A 22,184-nucleotide genomic window follows, 5' to 3' on the forward strand; every position below is an offset into this window, starting at 1 on the left:
TCACGAGGAACTGTTCGGATACCTGTGAGAAATAACAGTGCCGACGAATGGCAGTGGCCCAGGACGGGCCACTTGAAACAGAGGGGTCAGGGCTGACGGTTCCAATGCCGGAACAACGGCTCCGCCAAAAACAGCACCAACAGCCAAGGCCAACTTACGGGTGCCGGATGAAACTGCGGCGCGCCGCCCTCCAGCATACGACGGAGGGGCAGCTACGCGTGATCATAGTGAAGATAGTCGTCTGTCAGGCCGTCACGGGAGCAAGGGTCTCAGTAAAACCGATAACAACGAATCACTACTTGGTCGACACTGGGGTAATGCACCAGGCCGATAAAACTGGAACGCCCAAGCCACTCCAATCGTCCCTTGGGCACCTGGAACACCGGCGTGCAGGTGCAGCGGTATTCCGCCTCCGGAATCGGCCACTGCCCCTCACGTTCCAGTTGGCGCCCGTACTCAGTCATGTTCAGAACACCCCGGTTCCGCAGGTTGATCAACTCGCCCTGGTCGGTTTTGAGGCTGTAGCGCGCATCCAGCTGACCGACGCCATCCGGGCGCAAGACAAACAAGTCTTCGCCGCCCGCCAGGACTTGGCCTCTGACACCGACCCCGTCGAAATCACCGCCCACAATCGGGTAGTTGCAGCGCACGCCTTCAACGCTGTCACCCAGCATCACGCCAGGCCCTATCGCCACGCGCAACGTCAGCACGCGCTGCAGGTTGGGCGCAATATCCAGCAAGTCCAAATGCTCACTCATGGCACCCTCCAGGCCCGGCGCGCACGCACCGGGCCACACTGATCAGCGATTGGTCTTGATGTTGGTCCAGGTGCGAGTACGAATGCGCTCGATCGCGGCTGGAATCGGTTCAAGCGCGAACAGCGTCTTGCGCGCCTCCTCCGGCACGTACATGTTGGGGTTGTTGCGGATACTGGCGTCCACCAGTGCGGTAGCGTCCTTGTTCGGGTTGGGATAGCCGATCTTGTTGCTGATGCGGGCAATCACTTCCGGGCGCAGGATGTAATTGATGAACGCGTGGGCCTCAGCGACGTCGGGAGCATTGGCCGGAATCATCATCACGTCCGACCACATCGGCGCACCTTCCTTGGGCAGTGCCATCTCGACCTTGACGCCCTTGCCGGCGGCATCCGCCAATTGCTTTGCCAGCGCGACGCCGCCGGACCAGCCCACGCCCACACAGATATCACCGTTGGCCAGGTCCATGCCGTAGCGCGACGAGTTGAAGTAGGTGATGTAGGGACGGATTTTCATCATCACCGCCTGGGCCAGCGGATAGTCCTCGCGTTTCTGGCTATTGGGGTCCAGGCCCTGATAGCGCAAGGCGATTGGCACGATCTCGTTGCCCGCGTCGAGAAAACCCACGCCACAACTGGCGAGTTTGGCGAGGTTCTCTTCCTTGAAGATGACGTCCCAGGTATCCATTTTGACGTCGGGGCCAAGGGCTTTGCGCACCTTGTCGACGTTGTAGCCGATCAGCGTGGTGCCCCACAGGTACGGCGCGGCGTAGCGATTGCCAGTGTCACCCACGGCTTCCAGGGACTGCATGAACTGCGGGTCCAGGTGTTGCCAGTTCGGTAACTGCTTGCGGTCCAAGGGCTGGACGGCGCCAGCGGTGATCAGGTGCCCGAGATTCGCGGTGCCGGGGAACACCACGTCATACCCGGAGTTGCCCGTCAGCAGCTTGGACTCCATGGTTTCGGCACTGTCAAACACGTCATAAATCGGGCGAATGCCAGTGTCTTCCTGGAAGCTCTTGAGCACTTCCGGCGGCAGGTATTCGATCCAGTTGTAGATCCGTACGGTTCGTTCTTCAGCCACGCAAGCGCCACTGATCAGCAATGAGGCAACCGTACCCAGCAAGGTGTGACGCAAAAACCTGTTCATGATGAAACACTCCAGCGCGGCCACGATGGCTCGCGGCACTTAATAGCGATAGGTGAAATACATTTCCAGCGCACTGAATGTCTGGTCATCGCCAAAGACCTGCTTGGCAGCGGCCAGTGGCTTGACCCAGTTATAGGACAGCGACGTATAGAACGACGGCGTGGGCGTCCAGTCGACAAATACCACGCTCTCATCGGCAAAACGCCGCTCACTGACTGCGGCGCCCAGGTAGTTTTTCTCGTCCAGCCAGAACTGGTAGTGAATCGTGCCGAGGGTCACGGTATCGCTGAGGTGGGTCTTGAGCGAGAACTGCTGGACCTTTTCGTTGCTGTTGAACAGCAGGTAATTGCCGACCACGTCGCCGACGAGCCACGTGCCCCAGTCGAGAAAACCTTTGCTCAGTGGATCCCAGGCTTTCTGGCGGTTGTCGGTGAGGTTGTCATCCCCGGAAAAGCTCGCGTAGCGATAACCGATGATCGGTGTCAGCGGCAGCGTACTGAAGGCGTAGTCGGCCTGGGCATACCAGGCGTTGGCAGCGTAATCGGCACCCTCGCCGCTGCCACGCTCCACGGCGTACTCGGCGTTGAGCGTCAGTGCTTGCACACCGGGCACCTTGGCGTTGAGCGCTCGCACGTTGTAGACCTGCATCCCGTCACGAAGACGCGGGAACGTGCTGCCTTTTGGCCCCAAGGCATGGACCTTCATGGCCATCGCCCCGAGGGTTACCTGGTCATCGAGGTTGTAATCGAGGTTGACGCCGGTCATGCGGAAGTCGCCCAAATCGTCGTCGGTGCGCAAGGTAAATGCCTGGGATTTGAATGCGCCATGGTTCCAGGCCAGGATCGCCGAATCCTTGAACGCGGTGCGAGGCCCCAGCCAGTAGGCGGCGTCCTTGTACTGGTCGAGGTTGCCGTCCATGACGATGAACCCCGTACCGATCATGTAGTTCTGGCGGCCTGCGGTGAGCGTCCATTCGCCGGTTCGAACACCCGCGTAGAGTTCTTCGACGGCGGCCTTGCCGTCGGAGCTGCGGGTGAAGCCGCCCGCGTCGCCGTCGCCGAAGGTGCTGGCCGCCACCAGGGAGCCGCCCGTCAGCAGGCTGAAGTCGGGTTGCAGCGCATAATCAAGCTTGACGCCGGGTTTGACGTAGAGCTCTTGCCAGTTGATGTTGGCGCCGCCATTTTTACCGCTGCGGGCATCAACCTGGCCACTGCCGAAGTTGACGCCACGGGTAAACAGCGTGCCACCGCCCGCCGTGAGATTGACTTCACCCTTGAGATTGCCGTCCTCAAAGGTGTAGCCCGCCAGCGCGACGTGGGTGGTCAAGGGTAAGCCGACCGCTAAGAGCGCCCGGGAAAAACGCTTGGTGAAAACCATAAGAAGCTCCTGTGGAATTATTGTTGTTACAGGGCAGTCAATGGCGACGCAGCGCGCCGCCAACACCTGGGCGGGCCAGGTGAATAGAACGCAAGACTCTTATTGTTTGGCGTGTGTCAGTGGTTCAGGTGGGCGGCAATGGCGCGCAGCATGCGCACGCTGTCGGCATCGAACGGGCCGACCGCCTCCGCCAGGGAGGATTGCTTGACGATCACCACGCCGGAGGGCTTGTCGATGAACAAGTACTGGCCGTGAATTCCGCCGGCCATCAGCGCTTGGCTGTGGTCGTTGAACACGTACCACTGGCTGCGATAGGACGCTCCCGGCGTCCAGCTGGAAAACTCGTCATTCTGCGCATAGATCGCCGGATCGGCCCCGGCAGCGATTCGGGCCACGGTGTCAGGCGACAGCAACTCAAGACCGTCGTGACGGCCATCGTTGGCCAGTAACCGACCGAAACGCGCCATGTCTCTCAAGGTGGCGCTGAAGCCCGCCCCCGCCACATTGCGTCCCCAGGCATCGGCCATGAAATAACCATCACGGTCGCACCCCAAGCGCTTCCAGATCGCCTCCAGCATCTGACTGCAGGCCTTGCCCGAGGCACGTTCCATGACCCAGGCGAGGGCTTCGGTGGTCGCGGTCACATAGTGGAAAAACCCACCGTGGCTGCCGCGCTTCTTGAGGGACGGCAAGTACTGATACAGGGATTCGAACTGTGCGTAAGTCGCAGGCGCCGGCTGAAAACCGCAGGCGTAACCGTACTGCGAACTCTCTGAGTTGGGATCGTCATAGACCTCGCTGTAGTCGATGCCTACCGCCATGTCGAACAACTGGCGCACGGTGGCATCGCCAAACGCGCTGCCCGCCAGTTCGGGGACGTAATACGCAGCAGGCAACTCGGGCCTGAGCACACCCTCGGTGACCAGTTGCTCGCCCAAGGTGCCGATCAGCGACTTGGTCACCGAGAACATGATGTGTCGATCACAGGCGCGCTGCCCGTTGAAGTAACGCTCGAACAGCACCGTGTCGCCCTGCATCACCAAAAAGGCGTCGGTCTGGCTGGCGACAAGGTGATCGATAACGCTGATGCTCAGCCCACATTCACTGTCAAAGCACAGCGATTCCAGGGCTTTGGGCGCGTCCTTGAGCGTACCCACGGGACCTGGGCCTGCCGCGACATCAATGGAGGGCCGCAGCCGCGCCAGGTTACGGAACCCCCACTGGTTGAAGGGCGCACGCATCCAGTTGTGCCACGTGACCCGGTGTTTCAGTTCGGCAGGAAAGCCCTGCATCAGCAAGGGGGCAACGCCTGTTGCCAATGACGATTCGTTTGCCTCGACGTAAAGCGTCGCTAGCGAGGACGCGATTGTTTGACTCATCGGGATAACCCTGAAGATGACTCTGCATGACAGCAGATGCCCAGGAATAATTATCCGATAATTTATTTTAGTCAATAAAACTTTTTACGAGGCAATCTGAATTTCACAGGACATCGAGCTACCGCGCTATCACCAGCCAGAGCAGGCATGAACGATTAGCCAAGCCTCATAATTTTACCGACACGTGAGGTTTGAGATACCCAGAGGACAAACAACGCCAGCCTGGGCTTCAGCGGTTTATCGCAGAAACGAAAAAAGACGCCGTAGCGTCTTTTTCAGTGTGCCCTCATCTGGCGTAAATCGCGCCCTGAAGAAATCATTGCCTGGCTTGGCGAATCACAAGCTGCGTCAGACGGCTCTTGACTCGGAAGCAGAACTCACGAATTTGAAATTGATAAGCTGGCATCACCATATCGTTAATATCCGGGCTTATGGAGTCTTTGATTTCCATGTATTTACCCGTCTTGCTGGCGATTGCCTGGTATTCCGCCTCGTATTTATTGTACGACGCCTTGTTGTAAACCTTCAAAACATCGAGCTCTTTGCGGCATTGCTCAGCGCTATAGATGTTTGAGCTCGCTTCTGGTTCTGGCTGAGTCGTATGGGGCGAGACAGCGACCGGGGCCGCAGCAGCGGCAGACTCATACCGCACCGAATAACCCTCAGATGGGTTTGCGGCTGCAGGGGTGGAGACTTCAGCTGGTGATTGCTGGACGACGACAGGTTCTGGAGTCACTCCAGGTTTTTCTGGAGTTTTCGTAGCGCATCCAGAGAGGGCGAGCCCTACCGATACAACGATGCCACAAATTTTATTCATCGGTTTCACCAAGGGGTAATTATGGTTGGCTGAGTCATTACGTTCGGGGTAAAGGTAAGAACTCATTCAATGATCGAGGGTAAAGTTTCTACCAGCCTCAAGGCACTCAGCCTCTCTTCCTTGAGTGCGCAGCTAACCGATAATAGTAAAAAAACAACGACATGACGAGTAAAAGCTTGTCAAAAACGCCACAAGTACAATGGGACAATTACTGCGGGTGCCGGGCATCTTGAGGCGAAACCATGAGCGACGCCTGAAGCTCCAACTATCAAAATTGGCATCACCTGATGTGCCTCATTGAGCGGCTGTGCCTTGAGGTGAGTCTTCCAGGAAAAGGTACATGAGCGTAGCGGATTACCCCGGATGCCAGTGGTTTTGCGCAGAAACGAAAAAGACGCGAAGCTTCTGTTTGGTGAATTTCAGGCAAAAAAAAGCCACTCGTTTGAGTGGCTTTTTCTTAATGCTTGGAGCGGGAAACGAGACTCGAACTCGCGACCCCGACCTTGGCAAGGTCGTGCTCTACCAACTGAGCTATTCCCGCTTGGTGATGCGCATTCTATAGAATCTTGAGCACCCGTCAACCTCTTGATTCAAAAAAGTTTTATTTCTTTTCAACCTCAGTGCGCAGATGCGGCCAGGCGGCGCGCAGATACTGGAGCATCGACCACAGGGTCAAGCCGGCGGCGATGAGCAGCAAGGCGTAGCCCAGCAGGACCCAGAAGGTGAAGTCCGACGGGTTGGCCAGCAGGATCACCAGCGCGAGCATTTGCGCGGCGGTTTTCCATTTGCCCATGTTGGACACGGCCACATGGGCGCGGGCGCCGATTTCGGCCATCCATTCGCGCAGCGCCGAGACGACGATCTCGCGGCCGATGATCACTGCGGCTGGCAGGGTCAGCCACAGGTTGCCATGCTCCTGCACCAGCAGGACCAGGGCGACGGCCACCATGAGTTTGTCGGCCACAGGGTCCAGGAAGGCGCCGAAAGGCGTGCTCTGTTCCAGGCGGCGGGCCAGGTAGCCGTCGAGCCAGTCGGTAGCGGCCGCAAAGGCGAACACTGAACTGGAGGCCAGGTAGCTCCATTCGTACGGCAAATAGAACAACAGTATAAAAATCGGAATGAGCAGGACGCGTAGAACGGTGATCAGATTAGGGATATTCATCGGCACAACTGGCTACGAGGTGGAAAGGCATTCTATTCGCTGTGCAGATTCGCATAAATCAGCTCAGCGAGCTTTTTACTGATACCGGGTGCTTTGGCTATCTCGTCAATGCTGGCACGGGACAGCTCCTGCAAGCCACCAAAATGTTTAAGCAAGTCGCGACGTCGCGTCGGGCCGACCCCTGCCACCCCTTCCAGGGTTGAGGTTCGCCGGGTTTTGCCACGGCGAGCGCGGTGGCCGGTAATGGCGAAACGGTGGGCTTCGTCGCGAATCTGTTGGATCAAATGCAGCGCGGGTGAATCGCCCTTCAAAGTGAACTCATGGGCGGCATCATTCAAGTACAACGTCTCGAAACCGGCCTTGCGCGTGGCGCCCTTGGCGACGCCCAGCAGGATCAGATCGGGTACCGCCAGCTCATTGAGCACGTCGCGGGCCATGGACAGCTGACCCTTGCCGCCGTCGACCAGGAGGATATCCGGCAACTTGCCCTCCCCGTCCTTCAACTTGCTGAAGCGGCGCGTGAGGGCCTGATGCATGGCGGCATAGTCGTCGCCGGGGGTCACGCCTTCGATGTTGTAGCGCCGGTAGTCGGACTTGATCGGCCCTTCCGGCCCGAACACAACGCAGGAGGCCACAGTGGCCTCGCCGCTGGAGTGACTGATGTCGTAGCACTCCAGGCGCTGTGGCGGCTCGTCCAGGTTGAGGACTTCGGCTAGGGCGTCGAAGCGTGCGGCCACATGCTGTCGATTGGCCAGGCGTGCGCTCAGGGCTTGCTCGGCGTTGGTCACCGCCAGTTGCTGCCAGCGCGCTCGGGTGCCGCGTACACGGTGGCTGATGTCCAGTTCCCGGCCGCGAAGTTCGTGAATCGCTTCGATCAAGGTGGGGAAGTCTTCGTGCACCACATTGACGATCAGCTCCGACGGCAGGTCGCGCTCAGGGCTGCTCACATAGTACTGGCCCAGGAAGGCGGCCATGACTTCGGCCACTTCCTCGTCGATCCCGGTCTGCGGGAAGAAGTTCTTGCTGCCCAGCACTCGTCCGCCGCGCACGCTGATCAGGTGTACACAGGCGCCGCCTGGGTTGACGAAGGCCGCGATCACGTCCACATCGCCAGTGCCACCTTCCATGCTTTGCTGGTCTTGAACCCGGCGCAGCAAGGAGATCTGGTCGCGCAATTCTGCTGCCTGCTCGAAATCCAGGGTGCTGGCCGCCTGCTCCATGGCCGTGGAAAGCTCGTCGGTCAGCGCGTTGCTGCGTCCTTCGAGGAACATCACCGAATGGCGCACATCCTCGGCGTACTCCGCCGGCTCCACCAGCCCCACGCACGGCCCCTTGCAACGTTTGATCTGGTATTGCAGGCAAGGCCGCGTGCGGTTCTTGAAGAAGCTGTCTTCACACTGGCGCACAAAAAAGGTTTTTTGCAGCAGGCTCAGGCTTTCACGGATCGCCCCGGCGCTGGGATAAGGCCCGAAGTACTTGCCCTTCGCCTTCTTCGCCCCACGGTGAATGCTCAGGCGTGGGAAGTTACCGTCGGATAAAAACACGTAGGGGTAGGATTTATCGTCACGCAGCAGAATGTTATAGGGCGGTCGCCATTCCTTGATCAGCGTCTGTTCAAGTAGCAGCGCCTCGGTTTCATTGGCGGTGATGGTGGTTTCGACCTGGGCGATACGCGCCACCAGTGCGGCGGTTTTCGGCGCGAGACCGCTCTTGCGAAAGTAGCTCGCCAGACGGTTCTTCAGGTTCTTGGCTTTGCCGACGTAAAGCAGGCGTGCCTCGCCGTCGAACATGCGGTACACGCCGGGGCGGCCACTGCAGGTTGAGAGAAAGGCACTCGGATCAAACGGTGTGGTCATGTCAGGCGCTGGCGTCCACCATACCGTGGCGCACCGCGAGCAGGGTCAATTCAACATCACTGCTGATAGCGAGCTTCTCGAAAATGCGATAGCGGTAGGTGTTGACGGTCTTGGGTGACAGGCACAGTTTGTCGGAGATCGTCTGGACCTTCTGGCAACCGACGATCATCAAGGCGATCTGGATTTCCCGCTCTGACAGCGTATCAAACGGCGAGTCGCTGACAGGCTGGAAGGACTTGATAGCCAATTGCTGGGCAATCTGCGGGCTGATATAGCGCTGGCCGGCAAACACCAGGCGAATGGCCTGGACCATTTCCGCCAAGCCAGCGCCTTTTGTGAGGTAACCCGCAGCGCCTGCCTGCAGCAGACGTGTCGGAAACGGATCTTCCTCGCACACGGTCACCACTACGACTTTGATGTCCGGATGGCTGCGCAGCAATTTGGTCGTCGCACCAAGACCGCCGATCCCAGGCATCTTGACGTCCATCAACACCACATCGGGTTTCAACTCCCGGGCCTTGATCAGGGATTCCTCCCCCGACTCTGCCTGGCCGACTACTTGCAGGCCATCGATGTCAGCCAGCATTCGTGTAATGCCTGTACGAACGAGATCATGGTCATCGACTACTAGCACCCTAATCAAGCAGACACCTCGCGAAATGGTCTTATAGGTTGCTGAACACCTTAGCAAAAAACCAAGGCGCAGACCTAGTTGCACACGTCATATATATGGAGTTTGGTTAAACGACAGCCACCCGCTGGCAGGCGGGTGGCTTGATTTGCTGGGCGAAGCGTCAGGAATCCTGGGGCTGCGGCTTGGCTTTTCCGTTCATCGCAGATGAATGCTCGGCGAGGGTCGAGGTCAGACGACGGATCGCAGCCTGGTCTTCCTTGAACATTGCGCGGTAGTCCCCAAGCACCTTCTCTTCAATCTGGCTAAGGTTTTCCAATTGAATCGGCGTGGCCACGCCGGTCAACACATACAGCACGTCCACGCCTCTTTCGGCGACCCGCGACAGGTAGTCCGCTTTAGGTGCCCGCCCTCCACTTTCGTATTTGCCTTGTGCGTTGGCCTCAACGCCTCCTATTTCACCAAATACTTTTTGCGACAAGCCAAGTCGCTCTCTTTCTTGCCTCAAACGCGAACCGATTCCACTCATTTGGATGTATGATCCTATTTGGCACACCCCAAGAGGTGACACACTCATCTCTTAGTTAAACAAACTTGAACGGTTTTGAACTATGCCCGGAATCCGTACTGCTGCACAAGCCAAGGCCTGGCTGGAACACCAAGGAAAATCAGTTCAAGCGTTCGCCCGAGAACATGGCGTCGATCCGGCAACCACCTATCAAGTGCTCGCTGGGCGCAAAAAGGGACGACGTGGAGAGGCCCATAAGGTAGCGGTCCTTCTGGGCATGAAAGAGGGGATTATCCTTTCTGAGGCTGATGGCCAAAACAACGATCAGGAAGTCGACTCCTGAGGCCAGTATGCGCTTATTGGGATTCAACGCATGGTTTAACTACAGACACGTTCCATGCGCCAGAAGCAGTCTTCTTCACCCACGATATTGAACCCCATACGCAAATAAAGCGTTTTTGCCGGATTCGTCTTGAACACGGTCAGACGCAATCGGCCAAGCCTCTGTGCCTTGAGCGCCATCTGCCCCAACACCCAGGTCCCGGCGCCGATCCCGCGACAGTCTTCGAGCATATGCAACTCGCGAATGTAGAGCGCGCGGCTGTCGCGACTCAGGCTCACAAACCCCAGCACGGCGTCGTCGCGGCAGATCAGCCAATTTTCCCGACCGGCCCAGGCGGTGTCGAAGCCATCGTTGGACCACCACAGCCCGTACTGCACGTAATAGCGGGCCATCGCTTCATGGGTGAGCGTTCGTGCGAAGGGCAAGTGCTGATCCGTCGCCGCGCGTAGGTGAAAAACCATTTAGAGGGCCATCACTTGGTTAGTCCAACGCTCACCGTCGCGACGGGCGATCAGCAGTGCATCTCCCAGCCGAGGCGCAGCCGCAAGCAAACCGCCATCGGCGGCCCAGATCGCACTGCGACCGGCGCACGCCCAGCCACCCGAGGGGCCGCCATGGTTGGCCATCAACACCACCAGGCCATGTTCCGCAGCGTAGCCTCGGAGCAGCGCACTGTCCGTTGCGTAACCGCCCTCACTGATCAACACACCGGCGGCATACACCGTGGCACCCGATTGGGCCGCAGCACGTGGATGGCCAGCATGGGAAAAGTCCGCACACACCGCCAGTGCAATCCGGTCATCCCCGAACTCAAGGGCCGCACCGCCCTGCCCTGGGACAAACGCGACTTCTTCACCATCATGCAGATGCTGCTTGGTATAGACCGCCAGGGAGCCATCTGCGCCCAACACCAGCGCACCGATCAACACACCTGTCTGCGGCGCCAGTCGGATCGGCATACCCACTACCACCGTCAGTCGCAGCTCCCGTGCCATTTCACGCAGGGGCGCCAGCATCTGGTCCTCTGGCGCGATCGCCAACTCAGCCGCCAGCGACGGTTCATAGCCCGTCAACGACAACTCGGGGAACACCAGCAATTGCACACCCTGCTGCGCCGCAGCGCGCATAAATGCCAGGTGGCGTTCGATATTGGCCGGCACATCGCCCGCAATGGAAATGGATTGAGCAGCAGCAAGGGTGAAGGCAGTCATGGTCGCGTCCAAGCAATCAATATCTAAGTGTTACCAGCATATCGGCACTCACCCCATAGCCGTAAGTACCCCACCGCAATAGAAATTACTGATTGAATCCCCCTGCGTGCCTCTAGTAAGCTCCCCCCATCATTTGGAGACATACCATGTTGCAACTCACCCACACTCAGGTTTGCCCTACTGCCAGCGCCCAGCGCTCGGTGTCGGCTACCCGTGTGAACGGTTTGAGCGCACTGGTCAGCTCTTATTTTGGGTATTGGTTTAGCCACTGGCGCGCCTGATACCTGAAATCGGCGCCCACTACTCAAGGGGTCGCCTACCAGAGAAATCTAACCCCCGGTCGGCTCCCCGACCGGGGGTTTTGTTTTTCAGATCCCCACACACTTTTCAGCTTGATCAAGAACACTTAAAGGAATCACGACATGAACTACGCCACTTATTACCGCTACGACACTTGCACTGCATGGCGATTTAGCAAGCTCCGCTCGGGACAGCCTGCCGCCTCCGATCGGTCACCAATGGGTGGCAAGCCAACACACGTAGCCGATACGGCCAATTGTCGAACACCCCAGTAGGCCAAGCGCGCGGGAGCAACCCGCCGCTTGCCCAGGAAGCCTTGAATATGAACTCCTCCGTCGCCGCTCTGCCTGTTTCAAACCTGACCAGCGCCAATGAAGCCCTGACTCAGCGCCTGCCCAGCTCGCTTGAGCTCAAGCACCAGCTCCCTCTCAGCCCGTTCCTCAACGAACAGATCCACGCCCATCGCCAAGCCGTGCGCGCCATCCTCAATGGCGAAGATTCACGCTTGCTGGTAATTGTCGGCCCGTGCTCGATCCACGATCCGGAATCGGCCATGGAATACGCGCGAAACCTGAAGAAACTGGCCCTTGAGGTCAGCGACCAGATGTTGCTGGTGATCCGCGCCTACGTCGAAAAACCGCGCACCACCATCGGCTGGAAAGGCCTGGCGTACGACCCGCACCTGGATGGCAGCGATGACATGGCGGCTGGCCTGACCCTGTCCCGCGAACTGATGCGCGAAATGCTGCGCCTGGGCCTGCCGGTCGCCACCGAGCTGTTGCAACCCATGGCCGCCGGCTACTTCGATGACCTGCTCAGTTGGGTGGCAATTGGCGCGCGCACCACGGAATCCCAGATCCACCGCGAAATGGCCAGCGGCCTGGGCATGCCCGTGGGCTTCAAGAACGGTACCGACGGCGGCGTCGCGATTGCCTGTGACGCCATGCGCTCGGCGTCCCACCCGCACCGCCACTTCGGCGTCGACAGCCAGGGCCACCCGGCCATCATCCAGACCCCAGGCAACCCTGATACCCATCTGGTGCTGCGCGGCGGCCATAGCGGGCCGAACTACGATGCCCAGAGCGTGGCAGCGGTGAAACACGATCTCGCCAAGTCCAAGGTGATGCCACGGATCATGGTCGATTGCAGCCACGCCAACAGCAGCAAGGACCCACTGCGCCAGCCAGCCGTGTTCAACGACGTGCTGGAACAGCGCTTGAAGGGTAACACCGCGCTGATCGGCATGATGCTCGAAAGCCATCTGTTCGAAGGCTGCCAGCCATTGAGCCCGTCGATGAAATACGGTGTGTCCGTGACCGACGGCTGCCTCGGCTGGGCCGCCACCGAGCAGTTGTTGCGCAAGGCTGCAGAGCGCCTGCGCGCTCAAGAGTGATCGATCAAGGCGCTGCTACAGCGGGTACAGCGCCTCAACACCCCGCCCCACACACTTGCCATTCGTGATTTGCAGTCAAGAGTCCTTTTCGGATTCGGCTGTGTTTGCGAAGGAACGACGCGGGGATACTTGACTCCATTGCCTACCACGCCACCCCGGCACAAGTGACCCTGGCCTGGGCCATGCAGTTGGGTTATGCGGTCATCTGGGTTATGCGACCAAGCGCGCCAACCTGGAAAGCAACCTCAAGGCCGTGCAACTCACCTTGAGCGCTGCCGATATGGCGCAGATTGCCGGGCTGGAGCGCGGCCATCGCTTGACCAGCCCCAAGGGCATCGCGCCGAAGTGGGACTAAACCCCTGCTACCCGTGTGCGTGATAATTCACGCAGCCAGGGCAACACCCGCAGGCCGGCGCAGGCCTCGGGTGGGTCGATAATGTCCATGAAGTGTTCAAGATTGACGTTGTCCGGCACGCCGGGCAGCCGTACCAGCACCGCCGGTGTTACGCCGGGGGCTGCACCCAAATCCAGGTGATCGTAGACCAACACATGGCGCACCTGGGGTTGGGGCCCACAGGCATGAGTTGTCAGCCCCGCATTGATGATCAGCACGTCAAAGGGCTCGGCTGGGATGGCCGTCAGTATCTGGACCTCTTCGAAGGTTTGTACCGGCACGATCCGGTGGTACCCCAACTGATTGAGCATTTTCTCGATGTACAACCGTTGCAGGTGTTGTTCATCGGCAATCAGGATGGTCAGTGCTTTGTTCGGCATGGCAAACCCCTGGGCAGGCAGCGCTCGTCAGTGAGCGACGCCCATTTTCCAGACATATCCCGAAGACAAAATCAGGCATGTTCCCCCTTCGTGTAGGAGTTCTCCCAAATCCACCGAATGGCCATCCACCTCAGTCAAGCCTGATTGCGGTACCGACTCAGGCTGTGATGCAACTGTTCGATGGCCACGTCCAACGCCTCGACCGCAGCGCCCAACCCACTGCTGTCACGCCGCTCACACACGTCTTCCAACGTCTCGCAGCAAGTGATCAACACCTGGGCCTTGACCATGCGAGCGCCGCCTTTGACACGATGAGCCAAGTCATGAAGCTTGGCGATTTCGCCTTGGCCGTTCAGCGCCGACAAGCGCCTACGGTCCTCTGCGAGACTGTCGAGCAACGGCAACAGCAGCTCGTTGAGGGCAGCGTTATCACCCTGCGTCAGCATAAGCAGCGGGTTTAAATCAAACGCCGGCGAGGCTTCATCCGTTACGGTTTCGGCGGTACGTGACGCCAAGGCCAACCTCAAGTCGTCAAGCCCGGTAGGCTTGAACAGGCAACCGTCCATACCTGCTTGCCGGCAACGTTCGGTCTCCTGCGGCTGGGCATTGGCGGTAAACCCCAGTATCAGGCACGGTTTCAGCCCACGCTCGCGCTCATCGGCGCGAATATCACGTGCCAGCGCATAACCGTCCTTCAAGGGCATATTGCAATCGGTGATCACGCCATCAAACTGCCCGGCCTGCCACAGTGCAAACCCTTGGATACCATCCTCGGCCGTGTTGATGCGATGCCCCAGAAAACTCAGTTGCCGCGCCAGCAGCAGGCGGTTGGCCGGATAGTCATCTACCACCAGGATGTTCAACGTGCCAGCCGGTGGAAGGTTGGCAGCCTCTGCGCTGGCCGATACCTGCGTGGTGGTCGTCAGTGCCACCGCCACGTCAACCCGAGTGCCCTTGCCCAGCACACTGGTCAGGTGCAGTTGACCGCCCATCATCTCGCACAGGTCCCGACTGATCACCAAGCCCAGGCCCGAACCGCTGCGCGCCGACTGCCCGTTGTTGTGACCCTGGATAAAGGGGTTGAACAAACGCTGCTGATCTTCGGCGCTGATACCTATGCCCGAGTCTTCGACCCACAAGCGCAGGTTCAACAGGTCGCCAGCCACTGCCGGTGCACACTGGGCGCCCAGGCGCACTTGGCCGGCGTTGGTGAACTTGATCGCGTTCCCGAGCAGATTGGACACCACTTGCTTAAAGCGCAGCGGGTCGACCAACACTACCCTGTCGATCAACGGGTCAAGCTCCACCTGCAGCATCAGGCCTTTGTCCCGCGCCAACCCTTCGAATACCCGCGCCACAGAGGCCAGCAGTTCATGCAGGTTGGCCGGCTCCAGGCTCAGGGACAGGTGACCGGATTCGATCCGCGCAATGTCGAGAATATCGCCGATCAACTCCAGCATGCTGCGGGATGCCACCGACGCAACCTCCAGCGCATCGCGGTCGGCCCTGCCATGCTCGGCGTTTTTCAGGGCCAACTCGATCATGCCGATCACCGCATTCATAGGCGTACGGATCTCGTGACTCATGGTCGCCAGGAAGGTGGTCTTGGCGCGATTGGCGGCGTCAGCCTCCTCCTTGGCCTCCTGCAGTTCGCCCAACAACCGCTGGCGCTCGCTGACATCCACCCAACCGGCAATCATGCCCACGACACTGCCATGGCTATCACGGTACGGCAGCATCCACTGGTAGATGGTCAGCACACCACCGGCAGGCAACTTGAGCACGCGGTCATGGATCTGCGGCTCGCCCTCCGCCATCAAGCGCAAGTAATCAGCATGGAACGACTGGGCCTGGGGCGGGTTACCGGTGTCGGTTTCCACCACGGTCTTACCGATGACGTCTTCCAATTTGAAGCCGAACACATCGAGATAGGCATTATTGCAGGCCATCAAGCGACCCTGGCGGTCGCGCACATAAATCGGGTGCGGCGTGCCATCGATCAGCACGCCCATAAACCGCATCTGGTCGCTCAAGGCACGCTCGGCCTGAGCGCGCTTGCGAATCAGGTTGCGCAGATAGAACACCCAGCCCAGGGTGACCAACAACAGCAGGGCGGCCAGGCCGAACCCTTGGATAATCACATTGCGATGGCGTATCCAGTAGCTGTCTTCGAGGATGATTTCACTGCGCCAGTGATTGGTCAGTTCGTCCATCTCTTCCGGGGAAATACTCAACAACGCCTTGTCGAGGATCGAGTACAACTCTAATTGGCTGCGCCTGACCCCAAGGGTAAAACGCGCAGGCTCCCTACCGACGGTACTGGTGATGCGCAGGCGCTCACGGTAATGGCGCGCGATCATATAGCGCGCACTGATCAGCGAAACGGCCGTCGCCTCGACACTGCCCTTGGCCACCAACTCCATGGCCTGTTCAGGACTCTCGACATCAACATACTCAATACTGGGGTAATCCCGGGCGATCTGCGCAGACAGGGTGGTATCGCGAATAATCGCCAGGCGCTTGCCGGGCATATCTTCCAGGGTTACCAGATGTTCGTCGGCGGCGCGTACTACCAACACATAGGGGTTGGACAGGTAAGGCCGGGTAAAGCGAATTTTCTCGGCTCCCTCCACGCTCGGGGTGACGACCGCCAGCATGTCTACGCGACCTGAACTTGCCTGCTCAATCAGCTTGGGCAGTGAACTGCCGCGCTCCACATCAAATTTCAAGCCCGTGCGCAAGCTGATACGCGTCAGCACCTCGGCGCTCAACCCTTCGAATTGCTCTTGCTCGTTGAAAAAAGATAACGGCACGAGTTTGTCGGGAACCGCTACTTTCACCCGTGGGTTTTTCTCCAGCCAGCGCCGCTCACTTTCGCTCAGGCGCAACTGATCGGCCTCCAGAAAACCGCTGCCGCCAGCACTCCAACGGCGCAGGACTTCCATCTGCTGGCTGGCCGGGACAGCAGCCAGCGCGACGTTGACGATGTTCAACAGGCGCCGGTTATCTTTGGCGAAGGCAAATCCGAAAGGATTGACCTCCAACGCAGAAAAATCCGCCATGCGCACGTTATTGAGGTGGTTCTTGTTGATCAGGTAGCGGGCACTGATGGCATCGCCCAGGTAGACATCCGCCTGGCCGAACGCGACGGCCCCGATGGCTTCGAAGGTCGAGGCAAACAAAAGCAATTGCGCTTTGGGGTAGAACGCCTGGACAGCGTCGGGCGGCATGTAGTGGTAGAGCATCGCTACGCGCTTGCCCGCAAGGTCGGCCGTGAGCGTGTGACTTTCCCCCGCGCGCGCTACCAGTGCGGGCTGGTCGTTGGCGTAAGAACGGGACAGCGCCAACTCAGGGTCGGCCGCCTCATACCCATTGGCCGACCCCACAAAATCCACGGCGCCGGTCTTGACGGCCTCGATCACCTCATCGCGGGTGTCGTAACGCCGCACCTCAATGGTAATGTTCAACGCCTGGGCGATCAGCGCCGCATAATCGGCGGTGATGCCCTCCAGCTCATCGTTGTTATTACTCAGATCAAAGGGCGCGTAATCGGGCGCCGACACCCCCATCGACAATGTGCGCTGGGTGCGCAGCCAAGACCAATCGGCTTCGTCCAGCACCACCGGCGGCCCTTCAAGGGTGGAGTGGCCCAACAGCCGCAGTGTGTGCGGCTCATCCAGGGCCATCACACCAGAGGGCATCAGCCCCACCAGCAGCATGGCCACGTACCTCAACAGACGGGTGGCAATCATTTCAGATCAAGTGATTGCGCTGAGCGAACTTGGACAGGTGCACCACCGATGACATTCGCAATTTCTCCTTGAGGCGCGTCTTGTAGGTACTGATAGTCTTGTGGCTCAACAGCATGTTCTCAGCGATCTCCTTGTTGCCCAGGCCAAGCGCCAGCTTCTGCAGCACGGCCAACTCACGGTCAGATAACGCCTCCACCAACTCCCGCTCAGTGGATTGCAAGTCGTCGCGCCGCACCGAGCTGGTAGGCAAGCTAGGGAAGCAGCTGTAGCCAGACCTGATCGCCCTTATCGCCTTTTGCAGCTCATCCAGCTCGCCGGTCTTGGAGACGAACCCCATCGCTCCAGCGCGCATGCAACGGGTGGAAAAAAACACCGCCAGGTACGAGGTCAGCACGAGGATTTTGCAGTCCAACCCAAGCGCCTTGACCCGACTGATCACCTCCAGCCCACCGAGTTTAGGCATCGCCAGGTCCAGAATGATCAGGTCCGGATGCTGTTCGCGCACAGCCTGCATGGCGTCGGCACCGTTATCCGCCTCGTAGATGCTATCGAAGCCTTCCTGCTTCAACAGGTACCTGACGGTGGCGCGTATAAAAGGGTGATCGTCCACAATTAAAGCTTTGTTGCTCATAAGAGTCCCCGGAGAACATCAGTACGCTGACATATCACGCGAGACCCAACTACCTGTGAAAAGTAACAGTTCCGACAAACGGTACTGACTACTCTGTACGACGCTTCAGGCAGAAAAGGCCCCTCCTTTGAAAAACACAGTAACTACGTGTAGTGCGACGCCTTGATTCCTGAGCAGACGCAAGCGCGCAACCTTATCAACCGTGTGCCGTTCAAAATGAAGGGATACTCTCGACTGCTTGTAGGACTTTTCCTCAATAACGCAAGACCAGGTGTCCAGAACTACTCGGTCGTACTCGGGCTCCAGAAGGCCTGCACCACCAGGCTCGACCTGCAAATCCGTGCGACCAGGGCGTCCAGTTCGTCACCGTCCACAGAGGTCACCGCCAGCGTGGCTTCGATTTCCACCTCTTCGGTGCCAAACGGTCGCACATCGACATCGCTGGCCGGGTAATTGCACCGCGCCAATTCGGCTTCCAGCAACGCCAATACCGCGGTTTGCTGAGTGCGCCGGGCGATCACATAGAGGATGTTCGTGACCTCCGCAGACACCACATCAAGCGGCTGGCGGTTGATGTTATTGACGATGGGTCTCAGCAAGGTATTGGCCGCCAGCACAAACAGTGTGCCCAGCAACGCTTCAAGCACCAGGTCGGCGCCGGCACAGGCCCCTACCGCCGCCGACGCCCACAGCGTGGCGGCGGTGTTGAGCCCACGGACATTGCCTTCTTCGCGCATGATCACGCCGGCACCGAGAAAGCCAATGCCCGACACCACATACGCCACCACCCGCACCGCGCCTTCCGCGCCACCGAGGCGGCTGGCCATATCGACAAAAATCGCCGCCCCCACCGCCACCAGCACATTGGTGCGCAGGCCCGCCGTGCGCTGGCGGTACTGGCGCTCGAAACCGATCAGGCCGCCGAGGATAAACGCGGCGGTGAGGCTGACCAGGGTGTCGATCAAGGAATCGAGGTTGATGTTGTTGATTGCTTGCATCGGAAATCGTCCCTGCTCATTGCCAGCCAAACTTACGGATGTAGTAGCCCTTCACCGCCTGGGTCAGCGCCATGTACGCCAGCAGAATCACCGGCAAAAACACGAAATACAGCGACGGCAACGCCTGCAATTTGAAGTAGTGCGCCAGCGGCCCCATCGGCAGGAAAATTCCCACCGCCATGATCACGCCGGTCATCACCATCAACGGCATTGCTGCACGGCTTTGCAGGAACGGAATTTTCGGCGTGCGGATCATGTGCACGATCAGCGTCTGGGTCAGCAGCCCCACCACAAACCAGCCTGACTGGAACAGCGTCTGATGGTCTGGCGTGTTGGCATCAAACACGTACCACATGAGTGCGAACGTGGTGATGTCAAAGATTGAACTGATCGGCCCGAAAAACAGCATGAAACGTCCCACATCCCCCGGCTGCCAGCGCTGTGGCTTGGCCAGCATCTCGTCATCGACGTTGTCGAACGGGATTGCGATCTGGGAAATGTCATACAGCAGGTTCTGCACCAACAGGTGCATCGGCAACATCGGCAGAAACGGGATAAATGCACTCGCCACCAACACGGAGAACACGTTGCCGAAGTTGGAACTGGCGGTCATCTTGATGTACTTGAGCATGTTGGCGAAGGTGCGGCGCCCTTCCAGAACGCCCTCTTCCAGGATCATCAGGCTCTTTTCCAGCAGGATGATGTCGGCCGCTTCCTTGGCAATGTCCACCGCGCTGTCCACCGAAATACCGATGTCCGCCGTGCGCAGCGCCGGCGCATCGTTGATACCGTCGCCCATAAAACCCACCACATGCCCGTTGGCCTTGAGCAGGCGCACGATGCGTTCCTTGTGGCTGGGCGTCAGCTTGGCGAACACATTGGTGGTCTCCACGGCCTTGGCCAGCTCGGCATCGGTCATGTCTTCGATGTCGTTGCCCATCAGCAGGCCCTGTTGCTCCAGGCCCACTTCGCGGCAGATCTTTGCAGTCACCAGCTCGTTGTCACCGGTCAGCACTTTGACCGCGACGCCATGGGCTTTCAAGGCTTTGAGAGCAGGCGCGGTGCTTTCCTTGGGCGGGTCGAGGAAGGCCACGTAGCCGATCAACGTCAGGTTGTTTTCATCCGCCAGGCTGTAGGTGTCGCGCCCCGGTGCCATCGGTTGCGCGGCCACGGCCACTACACGCAGGCCTTCTTCATTGAACGCGGCGGTCACTTGGCGAATGCGCGCCAGCAGTTCCTCGGTGAGCGCTTCGTTGGTGTCGCCGTGGCGCACGCTGTTGCACACCGAGAGGATCTCCTCCACGGCGCCCTTGCAGATCAGCAGGTGCGGCAAGCCCTGCTCGGCCACGACCACCGACATGCGGCGGCGATTGAAATCGAACGGGATCTCGTCGACCTTGTGGAACGCGGTGCCGACTTTCAGCTCGCGATGCACCTCCACATGCTCCAGCACCGCCACGTCCAGCAGGTTTTTCAGGCCAGTCTGGTAGTAGCTGTTGAGGTAGGCCATTTCCAATACGTCGTCGGATTCTTCGCCCCACACATCCACATGGCGTGCCAGGAAAATCCGGTCCTGGGTCAGGGTGCCGGTCTTGTCGGTGCACAGCACGTCCATTGCGCCGAAGTTCTGGATCGCGTCCAGACGCTTGACGATGACCTTCTTGCGCGACAAAAACACCGCGCCCTTGGCCAGGGTGGACGTGACGATCATCGGCAGCATTTCCGGGGTCAGGCCCACGGCAATCGACAGCGCAAACAGGAGCGCCTCGGTCCAGTCGCCCTTGGTGAAGCCGTTGATGAACAGCACCAGCGGCGCCATCACAAACATGAAGCGGATCAGCAACCAGCTGACTTTATTCACGCCATGCTGGAACGAAGTGGTGGCACGGTCAGTGGCCGTCACACGTTGCGCCAACGCACCGAAATAGGTGCTGTTGCCGGTGGTCAGGATCACCGCCGTCGCTGCACCGGACACCACGTTGGTGCCCATGAACAGGATATTGTCCAGGTCCAGGGGGTTGCGGGTGTGGGCGTCCTGCTGCTGGGCGAATTTCTCCACCGGCATCGATTCGCCGGTCATCGCCGCCTGGCTCACGAATAAGTCCTTGGCACTGAGCACGCGGCAATCGGCGGGGATCATGTCGCCGGCCGACAGCACGATCAGGTCGCCAGGCACCAATTGTTTGATCGGCAACTCGATGCGCTTGGCCGCATCGCGGCGCAGTACCGTGGCGGTGTTGCTGACCATGGCTTTCAAGGCGTCGGCGGCCTTGTTCGACTTGGCCTCCTGCCAGAAACGCAGCAGCGTCGAGAGCACCACCATGGAGAAAATCACCGTGGCGGCCTTCATGTCTTCGGTCAGCCAGGAGATCACCGCCAGCAAAGTCAGCAGCAGGTTGAACGGGTTTTTGTAGCAGTGCCAGAGGTGCACCCACCACGGCAGCGGCTGCTCGTGCTCGACTTCGTTGAGGCCATATTGCACGCGCAGGGCGTCAGCTTCCTGAGGGCTCAAGCCCTCGGCATGGCTGCCCAACGTGCCGAGCAATTGCACAGTGCTGCTGTTGGCCGCGACCACCAGGGTTTGCGCCAGGGTCGGCGGCACTTCGCGGCTGACGCTGGCGTCGGTGACGGTTTCGAGCATGGCCAGGCGACGGAAATGCCGGGCAATGTGCCGGGTCCGCAGGAAGCCGGCGAAGAACTCTTTCAACAGAGTGAGGTTCATGGTGTTACTCCTGCGCGAGGAAAAAACCGTCGTGCAGGTACTGCCCATCCGCACCGTGCCTGTCAGACAGGCACAGCCGGCTTGGCCCGCCCGCCGCAAAAGGCAGGCGCGTCCGTAGCATCCCAAGGTTACTCAGGTGCTGGTCAGCGTCGATGAAAGAGGATCGAAACAGAGCCAGGACTGGCCGCTGCCTTGATGCCGCTTCTCGCTTGGATGGCGAGACAACGGCATCGGATAAATGCGCGTTACCTTGCCAAGCCCGTGCCGGTTACCGAAACCGGCCGACTACTGTCACTCGAACAAGTACCCACTGAGGGTCTCCGCTATTGATGAAAACGCGCGAAGCTTACGCCCCGATTTCAGGAGAGTAAACCGTAGGAAAGTTTCCGCCTGGTGAATAAGAAGATTCTTCAGGATGGGTTCAGG

General features: G+C 59.2%; 18 protein-coding genes, 1 tRNA gene and 1 pseudogene. 3 read left to right on the plus strand and 17 right to left on the minus strand.

Annotation, left to right across the window (positions count from 1 at the left end; genetic code table 11):
* Nucleotides 1-269: 269 nt before the first annotated feature.
* From EJD88_RS01765 to EJD88_RS01810, 10 genes are all read right to left on the minus strand, one after another.
* Nucleotides 270-758, minus strand: coding sequence for a DUF3237 domain-containing protein (locus EJD88_RS01765; RefSeq protein WP_158876440.1), 489 nt, complete (start codon nucleotides 756-758; stop codon nucleotides 270-272).
* A 42-nt stretch (nucleotides 759-800) separates the two neighbouring features.
* A complete protein-coding gene (locus tag EJD88_RS01770) occupies nucleotides 801-1,904 on the minus strand; it encodes a polyamine ABC transporter substrate-binding protein (RefSeq protein ID WP_158876448.1) in 1,104 nt (367 codons plus the stop codon).
* Nucleotides 1,905-1,943: 39 nt separating this feature from the next.
* Entirely contained in the window at nucleotides 1,944-3,281 is a 1,338-nt protein-coding gene (locus tag EJD88_RS01775) for a hypothetical protein (RefSeq protein WP_158876450.1), read from the minus strand.
* 116 nt (nucleotides 3,282-3,397) lie between these two features.
* Nucleotides 3,398-4,660, minus strand: coding sequence for a serine hydrolase (locus tag EJD88_RS01780; RefSeq protein ID WP_158876452.1), 1,263 nt, complete (start codon nucleotides 4,658-4,660; stop codon nucleotides 3,398-3,400).
* A gap of 316 nt (nucleotides 4,661-4,976) precedes the next feature.
* Entirely contained in the window at nucleotides 4,977-5,543 is a 567-nt protein-coding gene (locus tag EJD88_RS27115; RefSeq protein WP_244643838.1) for a hypothetical protein, read from the minus strand.
* A 399-nt stretch (nucleotides 5,544-5,942) separates the two neighbouring features.
* Nucleotides 5,943-6,018: transfer RNA gene (locus tag EJD88_RS01790), tRNA-Gly, on the minus strand.
* Between the two features lie 60 nt (nucleotides 6,019-6,078).
* On the minus strand, nucleotides 6,079-6,639 hold the full coding sequence (pgsA, locus tag EJD88_RS01795; protein WP_099585065.1) for a CDP-diacylglycerol--glycerol-3-phosphate 3-phosphatidyltransferase: 561 nt from the start codon (nucleotides 6,637-6,639) through the stop codon (nucleotides 6,079-6,081).
* A gap of 32 nt (nucleotides 6,640-6,671) precedes the next feature.
* Entirely contained in the window at nucleotides 6,672-8,495 is a 1,824-nt protein-coding gene (gene uvrC / locus EJD88_RS01800; RefSeq protein ID WP_099585066.1) for an excinuclease ABC subunit UvrC, read from the minus strand.
* A 1-nt stretch (nucleotide 8,496) separates the two neighbouring features.
* Entirely contained in the window at nucleotides 8,497-9,138 is a 642-nt protein-coding gene (gene uvrY / locus EJD88_RS01805; protein WP_099585067.1) for a UvrY/SirA/GacA family response regulator transcription factor, read from the minus strand.
* Nucleotides 9,139-9,289: 151 nt separating this feature from the next.
* A complete protein-coding gene (locus EJD88_RS01810; RefSeq protein WP_099585068.1) occupies nucleotides 9,290-9,655 on the minus strand; it encodes a helix-turn-helix domain-containing protein in 366 nt (121 codons plus the stop codon).
* Between the two features lie 82 nt (nucleotides 9,656-9,737).
* On the opposite strand from EJD88_RS01810, the gene EJD88_RS01815 reads away from it, so the two are divergent.
* Nucleotides 9,738-9,977, plus strand: coding sequence for a DNA-binding protein (locus EJD88_RS01815; RefSeq protein ID WP_034097254.1), 240 nt, complete (start codon nucleotides 9,738-9,740; stop codon nucleotides 9,975-9,977).
* A gap of 35 nt (nucleotides 9,978-10,012) precedes the next feature.
* Here the strand turns inward: EJD88_RS01815 and EJD88_RS01820 are convergent, their stop codons facing one another.
* Both EJD88_RS01820 and EJD88_RS01825 read right to left on the minus strand, forming a co-directional pair.
* Complete coding sequence (locus tag EJD88_RS01820; RefSeq protein ID WP_158876454.1) at nucleotides 10,013-10,438, minus strand: GNAT family N-acetyltransferase; 426 nt, start codon at nucleotides 10,436-10,438, stop codon at nucleotides 10,013-10,015.
* Nucleotides 10,439-11,188: a carbon-nitrogen hydrolase family protein gene (locus EJD88_RS01825; protein WP_158876456.1), complete on the minus strand. Its 750-nt coding sequence runs from the start codon at nucleotides 11,186-11,188 to the stop codon at nucleotides 10,439-10,441.
* Nucleotides 11,189-11,810: 622 nt separating this feature from the next.
* Here EJD88_RS01825 and EJD88_RS01830 point away from each other — a divergent pair.
* Nucleotides 11,811-12,881, plus strand: coding sequence for a 3-deoxy-7-phosphoheptulonate synthase (locus tag EJD88_RS01830; RefSeq protein ID WP_158876458.1), 1,071 nt, complete (start codon nucleotides 11,811-11,813; stop codon nucleotides 12,879-12,881).
* A 143-nt stretch (nucleotides 12,882-13,024) separates the two neighbouring features.
* Nucleotides 13,025-13,236: pseudogene (locus tag EJD88_RS01835) on the plus strand (aldo/keto reductase); the annotation flags it as partial.
* On the opposite strand, the gene EJD88_RS01840 reads toward EJD88_RS01835, so the two are convergent.
* The 5 genes from EJD88_RS01840 to mgtA form a co-directional block, all read right to left on the minus strand.
* On the minus strand, nucleotides 13,233-13,655 hold the full coding sequence (locus EJD88_RS01840) for a chemotaxis protein CheY (protein ID WP_112194535.1): 423 nt from the start codon (nucleotides 13,653-13,655) through the stop codon (nucleotides 13,233-13,235). The pseudogene EJD88_RS01835 and the gene EJD88_RS01840 sit on opposite strands and share 4 nt — an antisense overlap.
* Nucleotides 13,656-13,789: 134 nt before the next feature.
* Complete coding sequence (locus tag EJD88_RS01845) at nucleotides 13,790-17,407, minus strand: transporter substrate-binding domain-containing protein (protein ID WP_158876461.1); 3,618 nt, start codon at nucleotides 17,405-17,407, stop codon at nucleotides 13,790-13,792.
* 1 nt (nucleotide 17,408) lies between these two features.
* A complete protein-coding gene (locus EJD88_RS01850) occupies nucleotides 17,409-18,038 on the minus strand; it encodes a response regulator transcription factor (protein ID WP_099585074.1) in 630 nt (209 codons plus the stop codon).
* A 281-nt stretch (nucleotides 18,039-18,319) separates the two neighbouring features.
* Nucleotides 18,320-19,036, minus strand: coding sequence for an MgtC/SapB family protein (locus EJD88_RS01855; protein WP_099585075.1), 717 nt, complete (start codon nucleotides 19,034-19,036; stop codon nucleotides 18,320-18,322).
* A gap of 16 nt (nucleotides 19,037-19,052) precedes the next feature.
* Nucleotides 19,053-21,758, minus strand: coding sequence for a magnesium-translocating P-type ATPase (mgtA, locus tag EJD88_RS01860; RefSeq protein WP_158876463.1), 2,706 nt, complete (start codon nucleotides 21,756-21,758; stop codon nucleotides 19,053-19,055).
* Nucleotides 21,759-22,184 lie beyond the last annotated feature (426 nt).

Source organism: Pseudomonas sp. PB105, assembly GCF_009764655.1.
Lineage (GTDB): Bacteria > Pseudomonadota > Gammaproteobacteria > Pseudomonadales > Pseudomonadaceae > Aquipseudomonas > Aquipseudomonas cyclaminis.

What these genes read in the sequence shown, in the direction of transcription:
- EJD88_RS01765 (WP_158876440.1), bottom strand. Translation starts at nt 758, where the DNA reads ATGAGTGAGCATTTGGACTTGCTGGATATTGCGCCCAACCTGCAGCGC.
- EJD88_RS01770 (WP_158876448.1), bottom strand. Translation starts at nt 1,904, where the DNA reads ATGAACAGGTTTTTGCGTCACACCTTGCTGGGTACGGTTGCCTCATTG.
- EJD88_RS01775 (WP_158876450.1), bottom strand. Translation starts at nt 3,281, where the DNA reads ATGGTTTTCACCAAGCGTTTTTCCCGGGCGCTCTTAGCGGTCGGCTTA.
- EJD88_RS01780 (WP_158876452.1), bottom strand. Translation starts at nt 4,660, where the DNA reads ATGAGTCAAACAATCGCGTCCTCGCTAGCGACGCTTTACGTCGAGGCA.
- EJD88_RS27115 (WP_244643838.1), bottom strand. Translation starts at nt 5,543, where the DNA reads ATGAGTTCTTACCTTTACCCCGAACGTAATGACTCAGCCAACCATAAT.
- pgsA (WP_099585065.1), bottom strand. Translation starts at nt 6,639, where the DNA reads ATGAATATCCCTAATCTGATCACCGTTCTACGCGTCCTGCTCATTCCG.
- uvrC (WP_099585066.1), bottom strand. Translation starts at nt 8,495, where the DNA reads ATGACCACACCGTTTGATCCGAGTGCCTTTCTCTCAACCTGCAGTGGC.
- EJD88_RS01810 (WP_099585068.1), bottom strand. Translation starts at nt 9,655, where the DNA reads ATGAGTGGAATCGGTTCGCGTTTGAGGCAAGAAAGAGAGCGACTTGGC.
- EJD88_RS01815 (WP_034097254.1), top strand. Translation starts at nt 9,738, where the DNA reads ATGCCCGGAATCCGTACTGCTGCACAAGCCAAGGCCTGGCTGGAACAC.
- EJD88_RS01820 (WP_158876454.1), bottom strand. Translation starts at nt 10,438, where the DNA reads ATGGTTTTTCACCTACGCGCGGCGACGGATCAGCACTTGCCCTTCGCA.
- EJD88_RS01825 (WP_158876456.1), bottom strand. Translation starts at nt 11,188, where the DNA reads ATGACTGCCTTCACCCTTGCTGCTGCTCAATCCATTTCCATTGCGGGC.
- EJD88_RS01830 (WP_158876458.1), top strand. Translation starts at nt 11,811, where the DNA reads ATGAACTCCTCCGTCGCCGCTCTGCCTGTTTCAAACCTGACCAGCGCC.
- EJD88_RS01840 (WP_112194535.1), bottom strand. Translation starts at nt 13,655, where the DNA reads ATGCCGAACAAAGCACTGACCATCCTGATTGCCGATGAACAACACCTG.
- EJD88_RS01845 (WP_158876461.1), bottom strand. Translation starts at nt 17,407, where the DNA reads ATGATTGCCACCCGTCTGTTGAGGTACGTGGCCATGCTGCTGGTGGGG.
- EJD88_RS01850 (WP_099585074.1), bottom strand. Translation starts at nt 18,038, where the DNA reads ATGAGCAACAAAGCTTTAATTGTGGACGATCACCCTTTTATACGCGCC.
- EJD88_RS01855 (WP_099585075.1), bottom strand. Translation starts at nt 19,036, where the DNA reads ATGCAAGCAATCAACAACATCAACCTCGATTCCTTGATCGACACCCTG.
- mgtA (WP_158876463.1), bottom strand. Translation starts at nt 21,758, where the DNA reads ATGAACCTCACTCTGTTGAAAGAGTTCTTCGCCGGCTTCCTGCGGACC.